22 protein-coding genes are annotated in these 22,924 nt (G+C 55.2%); 11 read left to right on the top strand and 11 right to left on the bottom strand.

What is annotated here, in order from left to right; genetic code table 11:
* The first annotated feature begins 55 nt into the window (after positions 1 to 55).
* Both BMW97_RS03180 and BMW97_RS03175 read left to right on the top strand, forming a co-directional pair.
* On the top strand, positions 56 to 2,236 hold the full coding sequence (locus BMW97_RS03180) for a type I secretion system permease/ATPase (protein ID WP_045910491.1): 2,181 nt from the start codon (positions 56 to 58) through the stop codon (positions 2,234 to 2,236).
* On the top strand, positions 2,233 to 3,408 hold the full coding sequence (locus tag BMW97_RS03175) for an HlyD family type I secretion periplasmic adaptor subunit (RefSeq protein WP_045910492.1): 1,176 nt from the start codon (positions 2,233 to 2,235) through the stop codon (positions 3,406 to 3,408). The genes BMW97_RS03180 and BMW97_RS03175 overlap by 4 nt, the downstream gene beginning before the upstream one ends.
* A 35-nt stretch (positions 3,409 to 3,443) precedes the next feature.
* On the opposite strand, the gene BMW97_RS03170 is transcribed toward BMW97_RS03175, so the two are convergent.
* On the bottom strand, positions 3,444 to 4,328 hold the full coding sequence (locus tag BMW97_RS03170; protein ID WP_045910493.1) for a helix-turn-helix domain-containing protein: 885 nt from the start codon (positions 4,326 to 4,328) through the stop codon (positions 3,444 to 3,446).
* Positions 4,329 to 4,604: 276 nt separating this feature from the next.
* Here BMW97_RS03170 and BMW97_RS03165 point away from each other — a divergent pair, with 276 nt between their 5' ends.
* Complete coding sequence (locus tag BMW97_RS03165) at positions 4,605 to 6,068, top strand: EAL domain-containing protein (protein ID WP_045910494.1); 1,464 nt, start codon at positions 4,605 to 4,607, stop codon at positions 6,066 to 6,068.
* Positions 6,069 to 6,099: 31 nt separating this feature from the next.
* On the opposite strand, the gene BMW97_RS03160 is transcribed toward BMW97_RS03165, so the two are convergent.
* The 3 genes from BMW97_RS03160 to BMW97_RS03150 form a co-directional block, all read right to left on the bottom strand.
* Complete coding sequence (locus BMW97_RS03160) at positions 6,100 to 6,372, bottom strand: ElaB/YgaM/YqjD family protein (protein ID WP_045910495.1); 273 nt, start codon at positions 6,370 to 6,372, stop codon at positions 6,100 to 6,102.
* A gap of 119 nt (positions 6,373 to 6,491) precedes the next feature.
* Positions 6,492 to 7,160 (bottom strand): epoxyqueuosine reductase QueH, encoded by a 669-nt coding sequence (locus BMW97_RS03155; RefSeq protein WP_045910496.1) that lies wholly within the window; start codon positions 7,158 to 7,160, stop codon positions 6,492 to 6,494.
* Between the two features lie 124 nt (positions 7,161 to 7,284).
* Positions 7,285 to 7,761: a GNAT family N-acetyltransferase gene (locus BMW97_RS03150; protein WP_045910497.1), complete on the bottom strand. Its 477-nt coding sequence runs from the start codon at positions 7,759 to 7,761 to the stop codon at positions 7,285 to 7,287.
* A gap of 90 nt (positions 7,762 to 7,851) precedes the next feature.
* On the opposite strand from BMW97_RS03150, the gene BMW97_RS03145 reads away from it, so the two are divergent.
* The gene (locus BMW97_RS03145; RefSeq protein ID WP_045910498.1) at positions 7,852 to 8,781 is read left to right on the top strand and encodes a LysR family transcriptional regulator; all 930 of its coding nucleotides are present in this window, start codon (positions 7,852 to 7,854) and stop codon (positions 8,779 to 8,781) included.
* A gap of 83 nt (positions 8,782 to 8,864) precedes the next feature.
* On the opposite strand, the gene BMW97_RS03140 is transcribed toward BMW97_RS03145, so the two are convergent.
* On the bottom strand, positions 8,865 to 9,362 hold the full coding sequence (locus BMW97_RS03140; protein WP_025911200.1) for a surface-adhesin E family protein: 498 nt from the start codon (positions 9,360 to 9,362) through the stop codon (positions 8,865 to 8,867).
* Entirely contained in the window at positions 9,359 to 9,982 is a 624-nt protein-coding gene (locus BMW97_RS03135) for a hypothetical protein (RefSeq protein ID WP_032651840.1), read from the bottom strand. Before BMW97_RS03135 ends, BMW97_RS03140 begins: the two co-directional genes overlap by 4 nt.
* 199 nt (positions 9,983 to 10,181) lie before the next feature.
* Between BMW97_RS03135 and BMW97_RS03130 the strand changes: the two genes are divergently transcribed.
* From BMW97_RS03130 to BMW97_RS03120, 3 genes are all read left to right on the top strand, one after another.
* A complete protein-coding gene (locus BMW97_RS03130; protein ID WP_008502288.1) occupies positions 10,182 to 10,457 on the top strand; it encodes a metal/formaldehyde-sensitive transcriptional repressor in 276 nt (91 codons plus the stop codon).
* Between the two features lie 31 nt (positions 10,458 to 10,488).
* The gene (locus tag BMW97_RS03125) at positions 10,489 to 11,607 is read left to right on the top strand and encodes an S-(hydroxymethyl)glutathione dehydrogenase/class III alcohol dehydrogenase (RefSeq protein WP_021242543.1); all 1,119 of its coding nucleotides are present in this window, start codon (positions 10,489 to 10,491) and stop codon (positions 11,605 to 11,607) included.
* 160 nt (positions 11,608 to 11,767) lie between these two features.
* Entirely contained in the window at positions 11,768 to 13,459 is a 1,692-nt protein-coding gene (locus tag BMW97_RS03120) for a methyl-accepting chemotaxis protein (protein ID WP_045910499.1), read from the top strand.
* Positions 13,460 to 13,577: 118 nt separating this feature from the next.
* Here the strand turns inward: BMW97_RS03120 and BMW97_RS03115 are convergent, their stop codons facing one another.
* The 4 genes from BMW97_RS03115 to BMW97_RS03100 form a co-directional block, all read right to left on the bottom strand.
* Positions 13,578 to 15,959, bottom strand: coding sequence for a glucose/quinate/shikimate family membrane-bound PQQ-dependent dehydrogenase (locus tag BMW97_RS03115; RefSeq protein ID WP_045910500.1), 2,382 nt, complete (start codon positions 15,957 to 15,959; stop codon positions 13,578 to 13,580).
* 257 nt (positions 15,960 to 16,216) lie between these two features.
* Entirely contained in the window at positions 16,217 to 17,140 is a 924-nt protein-coding gene (locus BMW97_RS03110) for a LysR substrate-binding domain-containing protein (RefSeq protein ID WP_045910501.1), read from the bottom strand.
* 181 nt (positions 17,141 to 17,321) lie between these two features.
* Entirely contained in the window at positions 17,322 to 18,206 is an 885-nt protein-coding gene (locus tag BMW97_RS03105) for an SDR family oxidoreductase (protein WP_045910502.1), read from the bottom strand.
* Between the two features lie 64 nt (positions 18,207 to 18,270).
* Positions 18,271 to 18,660 carry a YdeI family stress tolerance OB fold protein gene (locus BMW97_RS03100; protein WP_045910503.1) on the bottom strand — a complete coding sequence of 130 codons (390 nt, stop codon included), beginning with the start codon at positions 18,658 to 18,660 and terminating at the stop codon, positions 18,271 to 18,273.
* A 138-nt stretch (positions 18,661 to 18,798) separates the two neighbouring features.
* Here BMW97_RS03100 and BMW97_RS03095 point away from each other — a divergent pair, with 138 nt between their 5' ends.
* The 4 genes from BMW97_RS03095 to BMW97_RS03080 are packed head-to-tail and all read left to right on the top strand — an operon-like array spanning position 18,799 to position 21,292.
* Complete coding sequence (locus BMW97_RS03095) at positions 18,799 to 19,302, top strand: hypothetical protein (RefSeq protein ID WP_045910626.1); 504 nt, start codon at positions 18,799 to 18,801, stop codon at positions 19,300 to 19,302.
* A gap of 9 nt (positions 19,303 to 19,311) precedes the next feature.
* Positions 19,312 to 19,758, top strand: coding sequence for a DUF421 domain-containing protein (locus BMW97_RS03090; protein ID WP_008502280.1), 447 nt, complete (start codon positions 19,312 to 19,314; stop codon positions 19,756 to 19,758).
* An 11-nt stretch (positions 19,759 to 19,769) separates the two neighbouring features.
* Positions 19,770 to 20,288: a 2-oxo-tetronate isomerase gene (locus BMW97_RS03085; RefSeq protein WP_045910504.1), complete on the top strand. Its 519-nt coding sequence runs from the start codon at positions 19,770 to 19,772 to the stop codon at positions 20,286 to 20,288.
* Positions 20,289 to 20,305: 17 nt separating this feature from the next.
* A complete protein-coding gene (locus BMW97_RS03080; protein WP_045910505.1) occupies positions 20,306 to 21,292 on the top strand; it encodes an SDR family oxidoreductase in 987 nt (328 codons plus the stop codon).
* Here the strand turns inward: BMW97_RS03080 and BMW97_RS03075 are convergent, their stop codons facing one another.
* Positions 21,293 to 22,918, bottom strand: coding sequence for an alpha-amylase family protein (locus BMW97_RS03075; protein ID WP_045910506.1), 1,626 nt, complete (start codon positions 22,916 to 22,918; stop codon positions 21,293 to 21,295). It abuts the gene before it with no gap.
* Positions 22,919 to 22,924 lie beyond the last annotated feature (6 nt).

Genomic DNA, 22,924 nt, shown 5'->3' with positions numbered 1-22,924 from the left:
CGATCCCCGCGGCCTTTTGGCGTTTTTTTACACGAATTGCGTTAACCCGGAGATTATGAAGACACATCCACAGTACGAACCCTGGCTGCAGGGCATGCTCATCATCGCGAAGCACTACCGGCTGGACTTTTCGGTGGAGCACGTTCGGGTCACGATTAACCATGAAAGCCAGTCGCCGCGCCAGCTGGTGCTGGAGGAGATGGCGCGCCAGCTTGGGCTGGGGATGCGTGTGGTGGCGGCGGAAGCGGTCTCCCTCGATCCGTGGCGTCTGCCGCTGCTGGCAGAATTCACCGGCGGGCAGATTGCGGTGATCAACCGCATGGACAACGAAGGCAACGTCAGCCTGCAGTTCAGCGGCGACGGCGGCCTGGAGACGACGCTGACGCGCGAGGCGCTCGGGTCGCGATTAAAGGGCCTGATGGTGCTGCGCCCGCTCGAGTCCACGCCGGATGCCCGCGTGGATGACTACATCAAACCGTATGAGAAAAACTGGTTCTGGCAGCTGGCGCTGAAGGACTGGCGACGCTACAGCGACATTATGCTGGTGGCGCTGGTCGCCAACGTGCTGGCGCTTTCCGGCATGGTCTTCTCCATGCAGGTCTACGACAGGGTGGTACCGTCGCAGTCAGAAGCCACGCTGTGGGTGCTGTTTGGCGGCGTGATGATTGCCATCGTGTTCGAATTCATCATGCGCATGCTGCGCGTACACATTTCTGACGTGGTGGGGAAGCGCGCCGATCTGCGCATCTCTGAACGCGTTTTTGCCCACGCGCTGCGGATTAAAAACGGCGCGCGCTCGAAATCAACCGGATCGTTTATCGCTCAGATCCGCGAGCTGGAGTCGGTGCGCGAGCTGATCACCTCGACGACCATTGCGGCCCTCTCCGATCTGCCGTTCTTCCTGCTGTTCGTCTTCATTCTGTGGATGATTGGCGGTCCGCTGGTGCTGGTGGTCCTGCTCGCCGTGCCGCTGCTGCTTATTCCGGGCCTGCTGGTGCAGCGCCCGCTGGGGAAACTCTCCAGCGAAGGGATGCGTGAATCCGCCATTCGTAACGCCACGCTGGTGGAAGCGGTGCAGGGCATTGAAGACATCAAGCTGATGCGCGCCGAGCAGCGTTTCCAGAATCAGTGGAATAACACCAACGACGTTGCCGCCAGCGTCGGCATGAAGCAGCGCTGGCTGACGGGCCTGCTGCTTACCTGGACCCAGGAGGTGCAGTCCATTGTTTACGCGGTAGTGCTGCTGGTGGGCTGCTATCTGGTCATCAGCGGCGACATGACCACCGGTGCGCTGGTGGGTACCTCGATTCTGGCGTCGCGGACCATTGCGCCGCTGTCGCAGATCTCAGGCGTGCTCTCGCGCTGGCAGTCGGCAAAAGTGGCCCGTAAGGGGCTGGACGACCTGATGCAGCGGCCGATTGACGATCCGCAGCACGGCAAGAAGGTGCACAAAGCCCACCTGCGCGGCGACTATGCCCTTGAGAACGTGGGGTTTTACTACGACGAGGAAGAGAAACTCACCGTGCTCAACATCAGCAAGCTGCAGATCCGCGCCGGAGAACGCGTGGCGGTGCTCGGGCGCAATGGCTCCGGCAAAAGCACGCTGTTACAGCTTCTGGCGGGCATGCAGGAGCCGCAGCAGGGCAGCATTCTGCTGGACGATATTGCCCTCAATCACCTCGACCCGGCCGACGTGCGTCGCGACATGCAGCTGCTGAGCCAGCAGGCCCGTCTGTTCTTTGGCTCCGTGCGGGACAACATCCTGATGGGTAACCCGCTGGCGACCGACGATGAGATTCACCAGGCGCTGGTCAACAGCGGCGCGCTGGAGTTTGTGCGCAAACAGAAAATGGGGCTGAACACTATCATCAACGAGGGCGGAACGGGACTCTCGGGCGGACAGCGTCAGGCGCTGCTGCTGGCGCGCGCCCTGATCACCTCGCCGACTATTCTGCTGCTGGACGAGCCTACCGCCTGGCTGGACGAAATGAGCGAGAAGCAGTTTATTCAGCATCTTCACACATGGCTGGGTAAGCGTCGGACGCTGGTGGTGGCGACGCATCGCCTGCCGATTCTGGACCTGGTCGACCGCATCATCGTGCTGGAAAACGGCAAGGTGGTGATGGACGGCCCGCGCGACGCCATCCTGCACCAGCATGGTATGGCGCCGCAAAAGACAGCGCAGCGCACCGTGACCATGAAACCGGCGGCGGTTGCAGAGGAGGGGGCGGCATGAATGATTTCTCCCGTTTTAATAGCCGACTGAAGGAGCCGCGTCTTCCGCGCTCTACCCTGGTGGCATGGTCCCTGTTCGCCCTGCTGGTGGTGTTTATCGCCTGGGCGAGCCTGTTCCATCTTGATGAGGTGACGACAGGCAGCGGCAAGGTGATACCGTCTTCGCATGAGCAGGTCATCCAGTCCCTGGAAGGCGGCATTATCCACAGCCTGATGGTGCGCGAAGGCGACATCGTCGAGCGCGGCCAGCAGCTCGCGCAGCTTGATCGGACAAAAACCGAGTCGAGCGTGCTGGAGAGCGAGTCGCGTCTGAATGCGGCGCTGGCCACGGCGGCACGCCTGAAGGCCGAAGTTAACGACACGGAGCTGACGTTTCCCGAGGAGCTGGATGACGACGTTGAGCTGGTTAAGCAGGAAACGGCGCTCTATCAGTCCCGTCGCGAGAGCCTTGAAAAAGGGCTGGCTGGTTTACGTCAGGGTGCCGAGCTGGTGCAGCGCGAGCTGTCGTTGACCCGTCCGCTGGTGACCCAGGGGGCGGCCAGCAAGGTGGAGGTGCTGCGTCTTGAGCGTCAAAAAAATGAGCTTGAGAATAAAATCACCGAGATGAAAAACCAGTATTACGTCCGCGCCCGCGAAGAGCTGGCGAAAGCCAATGCGGAGATTGAAGCCCAGCGTTCGGTGATGAAGGGGCGGGAAGACTCCCTGACCCGACTGACCTTCAATGCGCCGGTTCGCGGGATCGTGAAGGATATTGACGTCACGACCGTGGGCGGCGTCATCCCGCCGAACGGCAAGCTGATGAGTCTGGTTCCGCTTGACGATCAGATGGTGGTAGAAGCGAAAATTTCACCGCGCGATGTGGCGTTTATCCATCCCGGCCAGAAGGCGCTGGTGAAAGTGACGGCCTATGACTACTCCATTTACGGTGGGCTGGAAGGGGAAGTGACCATGATTTCGCCGGACACCCTGCAGGATGAGGTGAAAAGAGATGTTTATTACTATCGCGTCTATATTCGTACCGACAGTAACCATCTGACCAATAAGCAGGGTCAGGAATTTCCGGTCTTTCCGGGCATGATTGCCACTGTTGATATTAAAACCGGCAGCAAAACCATTCTGGATTATCTGTTGAAACCGCTGAACAAGGCAAAAGAGGCGCTGCGGGAAAGATAAGTGAAAGGCGTTCGGGATACCGAACGCCTGGTGGATTATACGGTTGACGTCACGTTGTGAACGTGGCGTCGCTCTTTAGGAACAACGTTGATGTAATGCGTAACATACGCAAAATATAACCCGGCATAATTTTCGACGAGTTCGATAAACGCCGGATAGACCGATAGCCGACCATCACCCCGATCTTTCAGATAGCCTGCCTCCTGAGCCGATTTGATAATCCGGTTGACGTGGATGCGCGATACAAAAAATTCTTTTGCGAGCGTGCTGGCTGAATAGTCGATAACGGCACCATGGGCAGATTTATTTTTCATAGCCTGCAGGTAAAGATAAAGCATAATCATACGCCCGCCATCTTTATCGATAAATAATCCCACTTCAGGCAACACCTTTCTGAACGTTAATCCCCGAAAAAGATATTCTGCCGCGCGGCGGAAAAAGTTATTTCTCAAAATATCATTATCCAGCAGGTTCACGTTAATATTGAATGTTGGGTAAAGAATACTGACGGGCAAAAAAGCGCCGGACATATATCGCTTAAGTTCATTCAGGCCTTTTTCGGTTGGCGCGATTCTCGTTTTGCGTCTGTCTTCCGTACAGCGCCAGGTCCTGATGCGCCCGGTGGTTCTGAGTATCGTGATGATCGCAATAACGCTGTTGGGGCTGGCTATCTTATAGCGAGAGCATAACTCTTTAATTTCTGAGACTGACTCGGCCTGATTTCCAAAAATAAAACAACACATGGAGAGGATAATGTTGAACCGTGATTCCTGCAGCATTGTCTTGTAGAACAAAGGTTGTTTTTTGTAGATGGTGTCATTAATTGTGTAGTGCTCTAATATTGCCTCACCGAATCGTGGATTGTTTTTTATAACATCCCTTCGATGTAGCAAGGCCCTGGATGAGATATGATTATCCATAGCATTTTTCTCGTATTTGAATGAGCCGATAGATGAAGTATCCAGTCTTCTTTTTCGGAATTTTCATTATACCCTGAGAATAAAACATTTGCCGTGGTTATTTGAAAAGAAAAGTATATTTAAACGCGGGTGATTAACGCAAAGATGTTCCGGTGAATTAGGCTGATAACAGTTTCTTAACCCTGGGTGCTACTGTAAAATTATACTTCGCAACAGATGCAATAAATTTTACGCATACTCAAATGGAAATGGCGCTTTGGTGCCCAGGAGCAGGTTATGACCCACAAAATTTCTCTCAGAAATGGGGCGTGCGATGAACATAAGTTTGTCATCTCAGCCTGCGGTTTCACATTCCAGGGATATTGTTCGATCCTTAATAAATACGGAATCCATGCTTCCCGGATCCACTTTAACGGAGATGAGGCATCTCAACAGGATATTGAAAATATCCTTAAAAATCAGGATGCCCATATCGTGGTGTTTCTCGGGAAAGGCGTGGTCAACCTCCTGGAAAGCCTGAAGCGACTGGCCTCGGTACTCAATGCACTCCCCGTTATTCGGCATGTCACCCTGTATGGTGATATTCCTGATGGCTGGCTGTACCGCACGCTGGGCAGTCTTTTAAATAACCGCTATCAACTATCATTGATTCGCGTAGCCAGCGTTTCTGATGTAATAGCCTGTTTTCATACCCATTACAAAAGTTTTAAGGATCGCTCTCGCGCATTACGCGAACGCTACATGGATATTTCCTCGCAAGAAAATCTCAAGTGGTTAACACGAAGAGAAATTGACGTATTATTAAGTTTCTACCGCGGCATGTCCGTAAAAGAAATGTGCGATAGAATGGGGTTGTCGAATAAAACGGTGTATACCCACCGTAAGGAAGGTGTGCTTAAATTACACTTAATTAAGCGTTGGCTACACGATCCGCATAATTTTAAAGCAGAAATGCCTGCTAAACACCCACGTCAAAAAACGGGGCTCACGGAGAAGGAAACCGACATTTTTAATGCCCTACGTAATCGCGAAATATTTCCGGCATATCAGATTATTACCGATCGGGATAAAAAAGGGGTTGGGTTTGAAATCCTGATTCGCTGGAATAAAAACGGTAAAATTGTCAAACCTGCCAGTTTTTTAACGGATATTACCAATCATGAAATATGGCTGAAAATAACGGCGTTGGTCATCCATGCTGCCGTTTTAGGTATTAATAAGTATAACGGAAAATATTATTTTTCTGTGAATATCCCACCTCGTCTGGCTTCCGGAAATGCCTTGCCTGATATGGCACGAAAGGCCATCGATATGCTGCTTAAACCGCAGTGGGCGGAAAAGCTGGTCTTTGAATTTGCAGAGGATATTGACGTGACGAAGGATAAAAGGATCCCTGAAACCATGCGGCATTTACGCAAAACGGGGTGTCGTTTATTTCTGGATGACTGCTTTTCTAACCATCAAACTATGTTCCCGGTGCGCCAGGTCCATTTCGATGGACTCAAGCTGGATCGGGACATCGTCGATCACTTTGTGGCAAATGACAATGACTACAATTTGATAAAAGCGATTCAGATTTATAGCGACATGACCGGCACTGACTGTATTGCAGAAGGGGTTGATAGCGAAGAAAAGTTCGAGAAACTCGTCGCGCTGGGCGTTAAAAACTTTCAGGGATATTATCTTTCACGTGCCGTGAAAGAGGATGAGTTAGACCGCATGGTACGGTTATTTAGCTGATGACAAAAATAAAGCCCCGAAGGGCTCTGATTTATTTTCGACCCAGCAACAGGCCGAGAACAATACCGACAGCACCCGCGGCGATGAGGCCGGTGAGGGGATTATTTCTGACCGCTTCTGTGACGTCGGAAACGGCATCGCTAGCCTGAGCGGCGTATTTTTTCGCGGCACCTTTTACCTGATGTTTTGGTGAATCGACGAATTCACCAAACTGCTGCTGCGCTGAACCTGCAAGTTCATCAAATTTATTTTTTGCCTTGTCTTCAGCAAACTGGGTGTTTTTATCAGTACCGATATCAGACATTTTTGCCTCCTTTTGTTGATAGTTAAAGGATAGCCGCTCTTTGCGGATGTGGGAGACGCAAGGCTAAATTCGGCACCTGACAGGGCGGTTTTCGGATATATCTCTATACCGGGAATCCGTTATTTCTCATTGTCATCCTGACCGTAATACAGTTTCCCGATGCGGATCAGCGGGCGACCCTGAGACTTACGGTGCAGGTTACTGTCCCTCAGCGAATAAACGCACCCGCAATATTCCTGCTGGTAAAACTGTTCCCGCTTGCTGATCTCAATCATGCGTGAGGATCCGCCCTGTTTGCGCCAGTTATAGTCCCAGTAAACCATACCCGGATAGCGCGCGGCCGCACGCTGGCCGCAGTCGTTTATCTGCTGCATGTTCTTCCAGCGGGAGATCCCCAGCGAGCTGCTGATGACGCTGAATCCATTTTCTGCCGCATAGAGCGCCGTGCGCTCGAAACGCATATCGAAGCACATGGTGCAGCGGACGCCGCGCTCGGGTTCCCATTCCATGCCTTTCGCACGCTCAAACCAGTTATCGGTGTCGTAATCGGCATCAACAAACGGCACGCCGTGCTTTTCCGCAAAGCGAATATTCTCCTCCTTACGAATGAGGTATTCCTTTTGCGGATGGATATTGGGGTTATAGAAGAAAATGGTGTACTCAATGCCCGACGCCTGAATAGCCTCCATCACTTCACCCGAGCAGGGGGCGCAGCAGGAGTGAAGCAGCAGCTTGTCGGCACCGTCTGGCAGGGTAAGTTGTGGGCGGATAAAAGGGACTGTCGTCATGGCGTTCTGCACTATGTTTATGAAATTTATGGAAGGGTAGCATAAATTTAGAAACTGTTGAGACGGGATCGACGCAGGAAAGCGCGATCCCGCGGGGCGGGATCTTCTCGGGTAGCGCGTGCCGCTATTCGGCAAATTTGAGCAACGCTTCTCCGTCAAGACGGTAGCGCACCCATTCGGACTGCGGCAGCGCGCCAATGCTCAGATAAAAATCGATGGCGGGCTGGTTCCAGTCCAGCACGCTCCATTCAAGGCGACCGCACTGCCGTTGTACGGCGAGCTGGGCGATATGTTTCAGCAGTGCTTTTCCCGCCCCCAGGCCGCGATAATCTGGGGAAACGTAAAGGTCTTCCATATAAATCCCGTTGCGTCCGAGCCAGGTCGAATAGCTGGTGAAGAACACGGCATAGCCGGCGATCTTGCCTTCACACTCCGCGATCAATGCCTCGGTTTTAGTACCTGCGCCAAAGAGCGTTTCCCGGATCTCCTCCGGCGTGGTAACCACTTCTTCCGGGGCTTTTTCATACACTGCCAGCTCGTAAATCATGGCGTAAATGGCCGCCGCATCTTCGGGACGGGCCTGACGAAGGGTGATGCTCATTGTTTTTCCTGCTTTTTAGCGTGTGTCCTGATTGATGGCATTAAGCATACGGCGTATTGTCCGAAGAATTAAGTGCAATGAAATCAACATATGATGAATATTATGCATCCGATACTGAGACGGCTTGATTTAAACCTACTGCCCGTTTTCGACGCGATATACCGCCACCGTTCCGTTCGGCTGGCCGCTGACGAGCTGGCGATGAGCACATCCGCGCTCAGCCATGCGTTGTCGCGCCTGCGCGCCACCCTGAATGACCCGCTGTTTTTTCGTGAAGGGCACCGCATGTCCCCCAGCGTGTATGCCTCTCAGCTTGCGCCTTCGATTGCTTCTGCACTGTCGTTCCTGAATCATGAGCTGACCCCGCAGCCGGAGTTTGATGCAGCCAGCAGTACGGAGAGCTTGCAGATTGCGATAACGGACTTTACCGCACTTTGCATCTTTCCGGCTCTGATGCACAGGCTGCAGCTTACAGCCCCAGGTTTACGCTTTGAATTGCGCTATCTGCCGCACAGCCCGGCTTTGACGGAACTGCTGGCGGGCGAAGTGGATCTGGCGCTGGGCTTCAGCACGCCGGAGGATATCCGTCATCCGGAACTGGAAGAGATCGGCTGGTTTGAAGATGAGTATGTGGTCATCAGCAACGCAAGCCGGACCCGGCTGACGCTGGAGGATTATCTCGCGGCCCGGCACCTGGTGGTTACGCCGTGGAATGAGAAGCAGGGCGTTCTGGACGTGCGGCTTGAACAATTGGGCTTTACCCGACAAATCGCGATCAAAACGCCGTCGATGCTAAGCGCACCGTTTATCGTAGCGGAAAGTGACCTGCTGATGGCGATCCCCCGCTATGCCGCGGAGAAGCTGATTAAGACAGCGGATCTCAGGATTTTTGCGCTACCGTTTCCGATACGCACGTTTGAAGTGAAAATTTACTCGCATAAACGCAGCGGCCAGCGGGGCGCGACCCGCTGGCTGAAGGAGGAACTGCAAACGCTGGCGCAGGCTGTCAGGGGACGGTAGGCTATTTGTTAGCGGACAGCCCAGCCCGCGCTTTAATATAGAGCAGAGCGAGTCTGTCCATAGAAGCTTAGGTCCTGAAGATTTTATTCATCCAGTAACGGTTTTCGATTATCTTTCGCTGGCTCTGGCTTGAGTTTTTCAACGGGAATACTGCACATGCTTTCCGCTATTATCCCAAAAAGAGAGTCTTTCGGGTAACTTTCCCATTGTCCCACATCCTGTGTCACATGTACGACATCGCCTTCCGCGAACGGTTTCGAAAAATAGGTTCGCGCCATAACGGCACGCTGGTTTTTGTCGCAGTTAATCACGTCGATTGCCCGTGAGCTCGCTATGTAGACGGGAGGATTTTTTATAATGAGTGTCTGCTCGGCGTAGTTATTGATGAAATAAAAGCGGCGTAAGTGATCGTTACCCTGATAAGTTGAAATCACCCGAAAATCGATATACGAAGCAATTCTTTTATCTTCAAGGATTTTTATGACGCCTGCCGGTGGCTTGGGGGTAGACTGGGGCTGGGGTTTACTTGTCCCGGTACAACCTGTCAGCATAAGTAATACCAGCCATGTTAGCTTTTTCATTTCGCATCCCCTGCGGATAAATCAGGCCGTAATGTCGTCAGCATGTCAGGCGTTACATTTCCCTGAACGGTACAGAGCAATAATGTCCCGTCTTTGCTTTTGCTGAGCATTAACAGCTTTTCGGTACTTTCTTTTGCCGGAGCAATACCTGTCACCGCCTGCGCGTTGTCTTCCCACTCACTGTTTGGGTTGATTTTAATCATTGTCTGAGAAACATAATCATCTCCCGCCTTTTTCCAGGATAAATGATCAAGTCTGGACATCACTTCTTCTTGCGACTCTTTGAAAATGAGTCCCCAGTAATAGTACTTACCGTAATTGATTTCATCGAGATTGCTGGTTTGCAGGTAATATCCCGACACCGTCAGATTTAATTCATGCAGGGGTTGGGCAAACCAGATGGTGCGATTGCCGTCTTCAGGGGCTTTGAACCAGGCCTGCGAATGCTTGTTGAGCGTTAAGGGGGCTACGCGGCTGAGTTTGGCTCGCTGATGATAAATCTCGTTGAAAAAGGTTGAGTCGCAGCGGGTCAACGTTTGTGTCAACGTGCTGGCGTGCACCGCGGGTGTGGCTACAGCCATACCTGCTATGAGCCCAATGGAGGAGATGAGTTTACGCATGTAATATCCCTATATTAAAAAAGTCCCTATTTTTATCGGCTTATCAGGATGAGACTTTACGCTTTTTTATTTTGCTTCGTTATCTGGCGTGTTCAATGCCTCCCCCGAGTTTTGTACAAAACCTCAACCCTTTAATCTTTAGGTTTACACAGCGGTAACAAAATAGGTACCATACCCCCCTATAGTATCAGGAGGGCGTATGCCGCATTCACCCGAAGATAAAAAACGTATTCTTACCCGCGTCCGTCGCATTCGGGGTCAGGTTGATGCCCTTGAACGCGCGCTGGAGTCGGGCGACCCCTGCCTGGCCATCCTGCAGCAAATTGCCGCCGTGCGCGGGGCTGCCAATGGCCTGATGGGCGAAATGGTTGAAATTCACCTCAAAGATGAGCTGGTAGCGGGGGACACCACGCCGGATCAGCGAGCCGTACGCATGGCGGAAGTCGGCCATTTACTGCGCTCTTATCTAAAATAAATCCACATACCTGACAAAAAAGGGAAGGCATATGAAATCTCGCGCTGCAGTTGCATTTGGCCCCGGCCAGCCGCTCAAAATCGTTGAAATTGACGTGGCACCGCCGAAGAAAGGCGAAGTGCTGATCAAAATCACCCATACCGGCGTGTGCCATACCGATGCGTTTACGCTCTCGGGCGATGACCCGGAGGGCGTCTTCCCGGCAGTGCTCGGTCATGAAGGCGGCGGGATTGTAGTGGAAGTGGGCGAAGGCGTGACCAGCCTGAAGCCGGGCGATCACGTGATCCCGCTGTACACCGCGGAATGCGGTGAATGCAAGTTCTGTAAATCCGGCAAAACTAACCTCTGCCAGGCGGTTCGAGCCACCCAGGGGAAAGGGCTGATGCCGGACGGGACGACCCGTTTCTCTTACAACGGCGAGCCGGTTTATCACTACATGGGCACCAGCACCTTCAGCGAATACACCGTTTGCGCGGAGATCTCGCTGGCGAAGGTGAACCCGCAGGCGCCGCTGGACAAAGTCTGCCTGCTGGGCTGCGGCGTGACCACCGGTATTGGCGCGGTGCATAACACGGCAAAAGTCAAAGAGGGCGATACCGTGGCGGTGTTCGGTCTCGGCGGCATTGGTCTGGCGGTGATTCAGGGCGCGGTGCAGGCGAAGGCCGGTCGTATCATCGCGGTCGACACTAACCCGGAGAAATTCAGGCTGGCGGGTGAAATGGGCGCGACCGATTTCGTAAACCCGAAAGATCACGAGAAGCCGATTCAGGACGTCATCGTTGAGATGACCGACGGCGGCGTGGACTTCAGCTTTGAGTGTATCGGCAACGTGAACGTGATGCGTTCCGCACTGGAGTGCTGCCACAAAGGCTGGGGCGAGAGCATCATCATTGGCGTGGCCGGTGCGGGTCAGGAGATTAAAACCCGTCCATTCCAACTGGTCACCGGGCGCGTATGGCGCGGTTCCGCGTTTGGCGGCGTGAAGGGGCGTACCCAGCTTCCGGGTATGGTTGAAGATGCCATGGTCGGCAAGATTCAGCTCGATCCGTTCATTACCCATCGCTTACCGCTGGAGCAGATCAACGAGGCGTTTGATCTGATGCACGAAGGAAAATCCATCCGTACCGTTATCCATTTCGGCGACAAGTAACTCTTCTGCCAGCGGTTTTTAGCCGCTGGCGTTTCTTTAATAATCTTCTCTAAAGTGTGACCAGTGCGGCGTTTTTAGCCGTAATCTTAATCTGTGCCGTGCCGATGACTATTTAACAGGCGTGTTTTTACGCATCTTACCTACAAGAGAGTCGACGGTCATGGACAACACTACTTCGATGCTGGCGCAGCGCAAGCTGAGCTTCTTGCATCACATCAGGCTGGTTCCGCTGTTTTCCTCCATTCTCGGTGGCATTATTCTTCTGTTTGCCTTGAGCTCGGGTCTTGCGGGTTATTTCCTGCTGCAGGCCGATAACGATCAGCAGGATGTCACAGCTGAAATTCAGGTGCGTATGGGGCTGTCGAACAGCTCAAACCATCTGCGAACCGCGCGTATCAATCTGATCCACGCCGGTGCGGCAAGCCGTATCGCGGAGATGGACGCCATGAAGCAGAACATCAGCGAGGCGGAAACACGCATTAAGCAGTCCCAGGAGAGCTTTACCGCCTACATGAATCGTGCCGTGCGCACCGCCGAGGGCGCAGCGCTGGACGCGGATCTCAAGGCGCGTTACGACGCCTATATTGCTGGCATGCAGCCGATGGTGAAATTCGCCAAAAACGGCATGTTCGAAGCGATCATCAATCACGAAAACGAAACGGCACGTCCGCTGGATGACGCTTATAACGCCGTACTGCTGAAGGCGATTAAGATCCGTACCGACCGCGCCAATGCGCTCACGGCGCAGGCGCACAGCCGCACGCAGCTGGGCCTGATGTTTATGGTGGGCGCGTTTGCGCTGGCGCTGGTGCTGACGGCGATGACCTTTGTCGTGCTGCGCCGCACGGTAATCAATCCGCTGCAGCGGGCAGCGAAACGTATCGAGAATATCGCTAAGGGCGACCTGACGATGCCGGACGACGTGGCGGGGCGCAGCGAAATTGGTCGCCTGACGCGCGATCTGCAAACCATGCAGCACTCGCTTGAAAAAACGGTCGGCACCGTGCGTCAGGGGGCGGAGGAAATCTACCGTGGCACCAGCGAAATTTCTGCCGGTAACACCGATCTCTCTTCCCGCACCGAGCAGCAGGCTGCCGCCATCGAGCAAACCGCCGCAAGCATGGAACAGCTGACCGCGACGGTGAAGCAGAACGCCGATAACGCCCATCATGCCAGCAAGCTGGCGGAAGATGCTTCCGGCAAAGCCACCCGCGGCGGCCAGATGGTCTCCGGCGTGGTGAAAACCATGGGCAATATCTCCAGCAGCTCGAAGAAGATCTCTGAAATCACCGCCGTGATTAACAGCATTGCCTTCCAGACCAATATCCTGGCGCTTAACGCGGCGGTAGAAGCGGCCCGTGCGGGTGAACAAGGGCGCGGATTTGCCGTGGTGGCAAGTGAAGTGCGCACTCTGGCAAGCCGCAGTGCGAATGCCGCAAAAGAGATCGAAAGCCTGATCAACGAATCGGTATCGCTGATCGACCAGGGCTCCGGCGAGGTTGTTGCCGCCGGTAACACCATGAATGAGATTGTCGACGCGGTGAAACGCGTTACCGACATCATGCTGGAGATCGCCGCGGCGTCCGATGAGCAGAGCCGCGGTATTGTGCAGGTGAGCCAGGCGATTTCTGAGATGGATAAAGTGACCCAGCAGAACGCCTCGCTGGTGGAAGAAGCCTCCGCGGCGGCGGCGTCTCTGGAAGAACAGGGCGCGCGTCTGACCGAGGCGGTTGGCGCGTTTCGGTTGAACAGCGCAAAGCAGGGCCGCGTGGTGACGGCTGCGCCGGTGGCGCAGAACGTACCGTTACGCCCGGCGGCGACGGTTTCCGGGGATAACTGGGAGACGTTCTGAGTGGCGTGTTGCGTCGGGTGGCGGCTTCGCCTTACCCGACCTACGTATAACTGTAGGCCCGGTAAGCGTAGCGCCACCGGGCAAAAAAAAGGGACCGAAAGGTCCCTTTTTTCATCTGTTACTGCTTATCAGGTAACGCGTACGCGATAACGTAATCACCACGGTCCGGCGACTGGCGGGCGCCACCGGCGTTAATGATGATGTACTGCTTACCGGTTTTCGGCGACACGTAGGTCATCGGGCCGGACTGGCTGCCAACCGGCAGGCGATCTTTCCAGATCTCTTTCCCGGTGGCGGTATCAAACGCGCGCAGGTAGAAATCCTGGGTACCGGCAAAGAACAGCAGACCGGACTGGGTAGAGAGCGACGCGCCCAGGGTCGGCATACCGATTGGGATTGGCATGTGCATGCGAATGCCCAGCGGGCCGGTATCTTCCACCGTGCCGACAGGAACCTGCCACACCAGCTTGCCGGTTTTCAGGTCAACGGCTGACATGGTGCCAAACGGCGGCTTCTGGCACGGAATGCCCAGCGGTGACAGGAAGCGTTCACGCATCGCGCCGAACGGCGTGCCGTCCATTGGAACAATCCCCATCTCGATGCCGCTGGCATTTTTCGCCACGTTCGCGCGCGGCACCATATAGTTCGCCAGACCCAGACGCATATCGTTGACGAACATCAGGCTGTTGTTCGGGTCAACGGAGACGCTGCCCCAGTTCATCCCGCCGAGTGAGCCAGGAAACTGCAGGGAACGGTCGAGACCAGGCGGGGTGAAGACGCCCTGATGACGCATCTCTTTAAACTGAATGCGGCACAGCAGCAGGTCAACAGGTGTGGCGCCCCACATGTCGGACTCGGTCAGCGTCTGGTTGCCAATCATCGGCATGCCAACGGAGTACGGCTGGGTTGGGGAGTAGCGTTCACCTTCAACGTTACCCGCCGGGACAGGGCGTTCCTCTACCTTCGCCACCGGCTTGCCGGTTTCGCGGTTAAGCATGAAGATCATGCCCTGCTTGCTGGTCTGCACCAGCACCGGCGTGGTGCCGCCCTTACCGTCAGGCAGGTCGTACAGCAGCGGCTGGGAAGGCAGGTCGAAGTCCCACAGGTCGTGGTGGGTGGTCTGGAAATGCCAGCGGACCTGGCCGGTGGCCGCGTCGACGGCGACGATGGAGGAACTGTACTTATCGTCCAGCGCGGTACGCTCGCCCGCCCAGAAGTCTGGCGTGGCGTTGCCGGTTGGCAGGTAGATCAGGTTCAGTTTGGCGTCGTAAGACATCGCTGACCAGACGTTCGGCGTACCGCGGGTGTAGGTCTGGCCTTCCGGCGGCAGGCCGGTCAGGTTCGGATTACCCGGATCCCACGCCCAGGCCAGTTTACCGGTGTGAACGTCGTAGGCGCGCACCACGCCCGGCGGTTCACCGGTCGAGTAGTTATCCGCGACGCGACCGCCGACGACAACAACGTTCCCGGCCACCAGCGGCGTGGAGGTCTGTTGATAATATCCGGGCTTGATCTCACCCATGCCGACGCTCAGATCCACGGTGCCGTGGTCGCCAAAGTCGTCGCAGACCTTGCCATTATCCGCGTTAATGGCAATCAGACGGGCATCGGTGGTGGGCAGGAACAGGCGGCGAGGGCATGCCGCTGGCGATGTTCCGGTCTGTGACGCCGTCACGTTTGCATGATCTTCAAAGTAGCCCAGACCGCGGCAGCGCTGCCAGTTCGGCGCGGTCGCTTTCGAATCATAACGCCATTTTTCTTTACCGGAATCCACGTCCAGCGCCAGCACTTTACTGTACGGCGTACAGACATACAGCGTGTCGCCAATCTGCAGAGGGGTGTTCTGATCTTCCGCACCCGAGCCGTTGCTCTGCGGAATATCGCCGGTGTGCGCAACCCACGCGACTTTCAGCGAGCTGACGTTTTGCTTGTTAATCTGGTCCAGCGCGGCGAAACGGTCGCCGTGGGTGGTGTTGCCCCAGTGTTCCCAGTTCTTTTGCTGCTCGCCGGGTGCAACGGGTTTCACCGGAACGGGCTCGTTCGCTGCCACAAGGGTTTGCGGCTTAAACATCCAGCCGAGGCTGACCAGCATGGCCACCGCGAGCAGCGCCGCGACGCCAAAAGCGGGGGCTTTGTTTGGTGCAGTGTGGTTTGCCGCACGCAGGAAGGGCCAGACGATGGCGCACAGGAACGCCAGCACGGCAAAGGTAAACAGGCGGGAGAAGAGCGGCCAGAAATCCCAGCCCGCATCGCTTACCGCCCAGAACAGCGAGGCAATAAACGCGATGCCGTAAAGCAGGATCCCGCTGGTGCGGTTGAGGAAAATCAGGATCGCGGCAATCACCATTGCCACGCCCATTATCAGGAAGTAACTACTCCCGCCTACGGTGGCGAGCTTAAAGCCCAACCCGCCGACCGCCAGACCGATGAGCATCATCAGTCCGGCAAGAAGCCACTGCAGAATACGCGGTATTCCACGTGGCGCGCTGCCAAATGCCATTTCTCTCTCCTTTAGATCCCGCCGCCGTGTCGGGTATGTACCAGTTGGGTAATAAATGCGGTGGGATTGATGGTTAATGCCGGTGAATTCGTTTCTGTCAAATAATTAGCGAACCATTTGGTGAATTCGCCGCTATGATAAAACTGTTAAATTGTTTTACGCAATTGTTAATGATTTATTCCGCATTATTTGATTAACGCACAGGACAGCCCCCTCGCCCCTGAGGGGAGAGGGTTAGGGGGAGGGTCGAAAAGGTTTTAAACCGGCATTGATTTGCGGATGGCGCTCAGCAGCGTCTGCGCGCCTGTGGAAAGCGGGGTATCTACCCGGGTCAAAATACCAATAGGTTCACCAGCGCCGGGGGCCGTTACCGGGAGAGCGGTCAGCGTGCCCTGGCGCAAATCATCTTTTACCGCGCCAGAGGGAACGAACCAGACGTAGTCATAGTCGAGGGTGAGCTGGCGTGAAAGCGAGGCTGAGAGCGTTTCGATGCACCCTGATGGCAGCGTACACCCCTGCATTTGCAGCAAGGTTTCGGCGGTCTGACGTGGGACGGTCCCTTTCGGACACACCACCACCGGCCACTCCATCACGCGGCTTAACGTCACCGTGTCCTGCAGCAGAGGGTGATCGGGACGAACCACCAGCTTCAGGGATTCCAGGAACAGCAGTTCGTAATTGAGACCCCCCATCAGTTCAGGATCGGACATGCGGCCGATACCGATATCCAGTTCGCCCGATTTCAGCCCCGCGAGCAGCATGGTGTTATTCATGGTGGCAACCTGGATCGTGGTATGCCGTTGCTGCTTGTGGAACTGACCAATCACCGGCGGAAGAATGCCGAGCGCGGCGGTAGGCAGGGCCCCGACGCGGACGACCTCGCTGCTGTGCTCTTCTTTTCGATGCAGGGACTGGCCTGCGGTATTGAGCGCATCCAGCACCTTAACGGCGTGCGTCAGGAACTGTTCGCCCACGATGGTAAGCTGCGCGCCCAGCCGACCGCGGTCAAAAAGACGGGCGCCGGTCAGCTGTTCCAGCTCGTTGAGGGTTTTCGAGAGCGCAGGCTGGCTCAGGTTAAGAGTTTCAGCCGCACGCCCCAGCGTTCCCTGTTGAGCGACGGCCACAAATGTATGCAAATGGCGCAAGCGTATGCGCTGACTGAACAGACCATTTTTTTCCATAGGCGATGTTAAAAACAGAGCGATGCGGGTGACAAGTTAAGTTGTTTAATTTTGATAACCTGATAGCAAAATATTTTTAACATTTGATCTGTTTGAGTTACAACATGTTTTTCGGCAGGGGAATAAGAGCGAACATCCTTGTTCATTTATTGCTCATTGCTGAGGGGAAAGGGTTATGCGGTTAGATTACCCCGTCACCGCCGTCAGAACACCACACCTGGCCGGACGTAAATGAACATTCATCCGAGGCCAGCGTGACGTACAGCGGGGCAATCTCGACGGGCTGACCCGGACGTCCCAGCGGCGTATCTCCGCCAAACTCCTTCACTTTTTCCATCGGCTGGCCGCCGCTGGACTGAAGCACCGTCCAGTAAGGCCCGGGAGCGACCGCGTTGACGCGAATGCCTTTCGGACCCAGCTGCTTGGCTAAGGATTTGGTAAATACCGCCAGACAGGCTTTCGTCTGAGCGTAGTCCAGCAGCACCGGGCTGGGCTTCACCGCCTGGACGGAGGAGGTATTAATGATCACGGACGAGGCTTTCAGGTGGCGCAGAGCCGCCTTCGTGATCCAGAAAGGCGCGTACACGTTAGTTTTAAACGTCGCGTCAAAATCTTCGGTGGTCAGCTCTTCAAGCGATTCACGGAACTGCTGGCGACCGGCGTTGTTGATCAGAATATCCAGCCCGCCCAGCTTCGAGACGGCTTCTTCGACCAGGTTCTGGCAGAAGGTTTCGTCCCGGACGTCCCCCGGTAGCGCGACGGCATTCCGCCCTTCGGCTTTGATCAGGTCGATAACCTCAGCGGCGTCTTTTTCCTCTTCAGGCAGATAGTTAATGGCCACGTCCGCGCCTTCGCGGGCATAGGCGATGGCTACAGCGCGACCGATACCCGAGTCACCGCCGGTGATCAGCGCTTTTTTGCCCGCCAGGCGGCCGTGCCCTTTATAGCTGGTTTCCCCGTGGTCGGGTACGGGCTGCATTTCGGATGCCAGTCCCGGTGGCGTTTGTGGCTGTTCCGGGAACGGGGGCTGCGGGTAAGCGTTCGTACGTTGTTTAGTATCACTCATAGCTGACTCCTTAAGCCAAGGGGTGAGATTTGATGGATAACTGCAGCGTTAACGCTTCGCTGAATTATTTCTGCAAACGATCAACACGGACGACGGCAGGGGATGATTTTTTATCAAGTGAACCGTTGATACTGATCATCTGATCGGGTTTTACCGTTCTGCCGTCGAAGACTGCCTGGGGAATAATAACGTCAATTTTTCCGGTTTTATCCTGAAATACAAACTTATCGCCGCTACCGTCAATAAGATTACCGCGTAATGAAATGGTCGCACCGTCGTGCAGTTGTTTTGCCTGATCGATGGTCATAATACGCGCATCATCGGTTCCGCGATATCCGCTATCCAGCGCATGAGGTGGCGGCGGAGCTTCACCTTTTTGTAACCCGCCGTTATTATCTGCGAAGGCGGCCGGAACCAGAAATATCATAAAAGCGGAAATAAGCGATAATTTCATCGGATATCCTTCATTTTGGGTGTCTTGACTTATTAAGTATTGTTGCTATTTCTTTATGTGGCAAATGTGATAAGTCCTAAAAACATTCGCGTGAAAAATCAAACTTATCGGATAATAAGCGAAACGGTGACGATGACCATGAAGCGTGAAAATGAAAAGTTGCCCGGGATAGATGAGAGTTATCGCTTGCTGACGTTTGAATACGCGTTTCGTCAGGTGGGTTTTATTGTTCTGCTGGCTATTATCATCGCAGCCATTGCCGGTCTGTTTTCAAGCGGGTGGGTCAGCGATACGGTTAAAACCAATTCCGCTAAATCACTGACCATAAGCTATGAACGGTTTGGCCGCCGGGAGACGGAGACGCGAATGGCGCTGGCGTTCCCGGTGCGAACAGAGGGAAAGTATGTTCTCAGCATGGCCAGCGAGAGCAGCGATGTTTACGAGCCTGGCAGCGTCTGGCCGCAGCCGGACAGCATGTTCAGCCGTGGCAAGACCCTCTATTTTGTCTATAACAACCTGAAAAAGTCAGACCGCTTCGCGGTGTTACTCTTCACCACGCCTTCGAGAGCCGGTAAATGGAACACGACCGTTCGTGTAAACAACGAGCCGGAGATAACCCTCTGGCAATTTATTTACCCCTAGGAGGCTGATATGGATATGGTCTTTCGTGCGCTGGCGATTTATCTGTTCCTCGTGGTGGTATTTAAAGTGGCCGGGCGGCGTGCGCTGCTGCAGATGACCAGCTTCGATCTCATTCTGCTCCTGATAATTAGTGAAGCTACTCAGCAGGCGCTTCTCGGACAAGATTTTTCCGTCACCGGTGCGATGATTACGATTACCACCCTGGTGGTAGTGGACATTATTTTTGGCCTTATGAAGAAGTATTTTTCCCCGGTGGAGAATATTCTTGACGGTACTCCCGTGATTCTGGTGGAAAACGGCGTACCCCTGGCGGATAAACTCAAAAAGGTCGATGTCTCTTGCGATGATATTCTGGTGTCAGCACGTCAAAATAATGGCATTACCGAAATAAGCCAAATTAAATATGCCATACTTGAGCGCAATGGACATATTTCAATCATTCCTTTCGAGAAATAAGAGGCGAAAAGATGAGCAATCTTTTTCACGACAATAATTATACCGTGGGTGAACTGACGAAAAAACTGGCGAGCAAATTAACCGATCTCGGGCTTCGCTTAACCACGGCGGAATCCTGCACCGGCGGAAAGCTCTCGGTAGCACTTTGCGCCGAAGAGAACACGGCCGATTTTTATGATGTTGGCCTGGTCGTATTCAGCGACGAAGCCAAAGCGCGGATCCTCGGCGTTCGTCCTGAGACGCTCGCGCGCTATACCGCCGTCAGTGAGCAGACGGTGACCGAGATGGCCGCCAGCATCCGCGACATCGCCCAGGCGGATATCAGTATCGCCATCAGCGGCTATGCTGGCCCGGAAGGGGGCGACGATGGCACGGCGGCGGGGACGGTCTGCTTTGCGTGGAACATCCAGGGCGAGACGCAAACCCGCACCGTACTTTTCTCCGGCGACTGTCAGGACGTGGTGGAAAAAGCGGTGCATTTTTCGCTGGCCGAGCTGGTGACAGCATTGTCGGACGGGCATAACGGTTGATTTCACGTGGAGGTTCTATGGCTGTCATAGTGATTACCGGTGGGACGGCGGGCGTGGGAAAAGCCACGGCGCTGCGCTTTGCAAAAGCAGGTTACGATGTCGGCCTCATCGCCCGCGATGAGGCAAGCCTGCACTCCACCCAGGAGGAGCTGCGCCGCTTCGGCGTGAATGCACACGCCGTGCAGGCTGACGTCGCCGACAGTCAGGCGGTGGTGGACGCGGCTAACGACATTGAGTATCGCCTCGGCGCGATTGATGTCTGGGTTAACAATGCCATGGGGGCTGTGCTGGCGCCGTTTCGCACCCTTACGCCGGACGAGTTTCGTCGCGTGACTGAGGTGACGTACCTCGGCTACGTGAACGGTACCCGCGCGGCGCTCGAGCTTATGGTTCCGCGCGACAGGGGGGTGATTATCCAGGTAGGGTCCGCGCTGGCCTACCGTTCCATTCCCCTGCAGTCCGCCTACTGCGGTGCCAAAGCGGCGATCCGCGGGTTTACCGACGCGGTACGTACCGAGCTGATGCATGAGAACAGCCGGGTTCAGCTTTCGATGGTGCAGATGCCGGGGCTTAACACGCCGCAGTTTGAATGGGCAAGGAACAAGTTCGCGTGGGCGATGCGGCCGGTACCGCCGGTGTTCGAGCCTGAAGTTGCCGCCAGCGCCATCTTCAGGGTGGCGCAAAAGCCGGTGCGTGAGCTGTGGGTAGGCAGCAGCACCATCCAGTCGATTGTCGGGCAGTTCCTCTTCCCGGGTTTTCTGGACCGGCTGATGGTGAAGAAAGCCTGGGAAGGTCAGATGACGGACGATCTGAACGCGCCGGACCGCCGGGACTATCTCGACCAGCCGGTTAACGACCTGCACAAAATCCATGGCCGTTTCACTGACGAAGCGAAAACTCGCGCGACGTCCGTGACCTCCGGTATGCCGGGCAAAGTAGCGTTAGGGGGGCTGGCAGTGGCGGGAATTGTATTAACGCGTTTGCTCACCCGCCGGAAACCGTAATCAGCGCAGCGCGCTGCGGTGCGTCCAGAACCAGCGATAGCCGTAGCCGCCAAGGCTGAGCTCGACGGTTTTACCGCAAACCAGCGCGTCATCGTAGCGTTTGTCCGCAAGACAGGCGGTCCAGGTGGCGTTGCGGATCCCCTTGACGGTGAACCGTACCGGCTGGTCGCTGAAGTTAACAAAGGTCAGGATGCTGCGTTCTTCGGTCTCGTAATAGATCCCCAGCACCGCGTCACTATCGATCGTGAGGAGCCGAAAGGGCGCAACGGCGATTTCGGGGAACTCCGAGCGGGTATTGGCGATATCAATGATCCGGTGCAGAAGCGAGTTGCGGTGGAGCAGCGAATCAGCGACGTTGATTTTCTGATAGCGATAAGGGCCGTGGTCGATAATCGGCGCAATAAATTTGCCCGGATCGGCCGCTGAAAAACCGCCGCCTTGCGATCCCGCCCATTGCATGGGGGTGCGGACGGCGTAGCGCTCCTCCAGATCGAGGTCATCCCCCATGCCGATCTCATCGCCATAGCGCATCACCGGAACGCCAGGCAGGGAAAAGAGTACCGCGTGGCAGAACGCCAGCCGCTTCAGATCGCCGTTGAGCATCGGGGCCAGGCGACGACGGATCCCGCGCTGATAGACGTTCATCTCGTCGTCAGGGGCGAAGGTATCGAGGACAAACTGTTTGTCTTTCTGACTGATGCCCTCCAGATCCAACTCGTCGTGATTGCGCAGCCAGTTGGCAAAACAGCATGAATCCGGCGGGACGATCATCTTCTTCACCGCGTTGCGCAGCGGACGGGCGCTTTTGCGGGCCAGGCTGACGTAAAAATACTTGTTGAGCCAGAAATTGAGCACCAGATTCAGGCGGTCATTATTGCCAAAGTAGTCCTGATAGGCCTCCACCTCGACGTCCACTTCACCCAGCAGGATCGCCTCCGGATTATGCTCCTCAATAAGACGGCGCATATGCTCGAGGATCCACAGACCCTTTTTTTCATCACCATTTCCCGCCTGCGTGGTCAGGTGGGAGGCGGCATCCAGGCGGAACCCCGATACGCCCAGCTTGAGCCAGAAGAGGATGATGTTCTCAATCTCTTTCAGCACCGCGGGCGAGGTCAGGTTCAGGTCCGGTTCGTGGCGATAGAACATGTGCCGGTAGTATTGTCCCGCCTCGTCGTCCCAGCTCCAGATGCTCTCCTCCACGCCGGGAAACATCGGGGGCGTATCGTCCTCGTCAGTATCTGACCAGAGGTAGTAATCCCGGTAGGGTGACGCCGGGTTACGGCGGGCCTGCTGGAACCAGGGGTGCGCGTCGGAGGTGTGCTGGATCAGCAGCTCAATAATGACCTGCATGCCCAGCTCGCGGGCCTGTTCGATAAGGGCAATAATATCGGCCAGTTTTCCGAAGCGGGGGTCCACCTGGAGATGGTCGCTGACGTCATAGCCTTCATCGAGAAAGGGCGTGAGGTAAAACGGGGTGATCCAGATAACCGTCGCCCCCATCCGGCGAATGTAGCGCAGCTTGGCCGCTATCCCGGCGATGTCCCCGCAGCCATCGCCGTTCAAATCATAAAAGAGTGCGGTATCAATCTGGTAAATAATGGCCCGTGTATGCCAGTCCGTCATAGCGTT

Origin of the sequence: Enterobacter sp. NFIX58, from assembly GCF_900110475.1 — a bacterium.
In the GTDB taxonomy this organism is placed as follows: Bacteria; Pseudomonadota; Gammaproteobacteria; order Enterobacterales; family Enterobacteriaceae; genus Enterobacter; species Enterobacter quasiroggenkampii.
This window is presented reverse-complemented; position numbering and strand designations above follow the sequence as displayed.

Coding starts and splice junctions, on each gene's coding strand:
- BMW97_RS03125 (WP_021242543.1), top strand. CDS start 10,489: ATGAAATCTCGCGCTGCAGTTGCATTTGGCCCCGGCCAGCCGCTCAAA.
- BMW97_RS03090 (WP_008502280.1), top strand. CDS start 19,312: ATGGATATGGTCTTTCGTGCGCTGGCGATTTATCTGTTCCTCGTGGTG.
- BMW97_RS03180 (WP_045910491.1), top strand. CDS start 56: ATGAAGACACATCCACAGTACGAACCCTGGCTGCAGGGCATGCTCATC.
- BMW97_RS03120 (WP_045910499.1), top strand. CDS start 11,768: ATGGACAACACTACTTCGATGCTGGCGCAGCGCAAGCTGAGCTTCTTG.
- BMW97_RS03140 (WP_025911200.1), bottom strand. CDS start 9,362: ATGAAAAAGCTAACATGGCTGGTATTACTTATGCTGACAGGTTGTACC.
- BMW97_RS03075 (WP_045910506.1), bottom strand. CDS start 22,918: ATGACGGACTGGCATACACGGGCCATTATTTACCAGATTGATACCGCA.
- BMW97_RS03105 (WP_045910502.1), bottom strand. CDS start 18,206: ATGAGTGATACTAAACAACGTACGAACGCTTACCCGCAGCCCCCGTTC.
- BMW97_RS03175 (WP_045910492.1), top strand. CDS start 2,233: ATGAATGATTTCTCCCGTTTTAATAGCCGACTGAAGGAGCCGCGTCTT.
- BMW97_RS03115 (WP_045910500.1), bottom strand. CDS start 15,959: ATGGCATTTGGCAGCGCGCCACGTGGAATACCGCGTATTCTGCAGTGG.
- BMW97_RS03155 (WP_045910496.1), bottom strand. CDS start 7,160: ATGACGACAGTCCCTTTTATCCGCCCACAACTTACCCTGCCAGACGGT.
- BMW97_RS03080 (WP_045910505.1), top strand. CDS start 20,306: ATGGCTGTCATAGTGATTACCGGTGGGACGGCGGGCGTGGGAAAAGCC.
- BMW97_RS03110 (WP_045910501.1), bottom strand. CDS start 17,140: ATGGAAAAAAATGGTCTGTTCAGTCAGCGCATACGCTTGCGCCATTTG.
- BMW97_RS03100 (WP_045910503.1), bottom strand. CDS start 18,660: ATGAAATTATCGCTTATTTCCGCTTTTATGATATTTCTGGTTCCGGCC.
- BMW97_RS03170 (WP_045910493.1), bottom strand. CDS start 4,328: ATGGATAATCATATCTCATCCAGGGCCTTGCTACATCGAAGGGATGTT.
- BMW97_RS03160 (WP_045910495.1), bottom strand. CDS start 6,372: ATGTCTGATATCGGTACTGATAAAAACACCCAGTTTGCTGAAGACAAG.
- BMW97_RS03135 (WP_032651840.1), bottom strand. CDS start 9,982: ATGCGTAAACTCATCTCCTCCATTGGGCTCATAGCAGGTATGGCTGTA.
- BMW97_RS03085 (WP_045910504.1), top strand. CDS start 19,770: ATGAGCAATCTTTTTCACGACAATAATTATACCGTGGGTGAACTGACG.
- BMW97_RS03145 (WP_045910498.1), top strand. CDS start 7,852: ATGATGAATATTATGCATCCGATACTGAGACGGCTTGATTTAAACCTA.
- BMW97_RS03095 (WP_045910626.1), top strand. CDS start 18,799: ATGAAGCGTGAAAATGAAAAGTTGCCCGGGATAGATGAGAGTTATCGC.
- BMW97_RS03130 (WP_008502288.1), top strand. CDS start 10,182: ATGCCGCATTCACCCGAAGATAAAAAACGTATTCTTACCCGCGTCCGT.
- BMW97_RS03165 (WP_045910494.1), top strand. CDS start 4,605: ATGACCCACAAAATTTCTCTCAGAAATGGGGCGTGCGATGAACATAAG.
- BMW97_RS03150 (WP_045910497.1), bottom strand. CDS start 7,761: ATGAGCATCACCCTTCGTCAGGCCCGTCCCGAAGATGCGGCGGCCATT.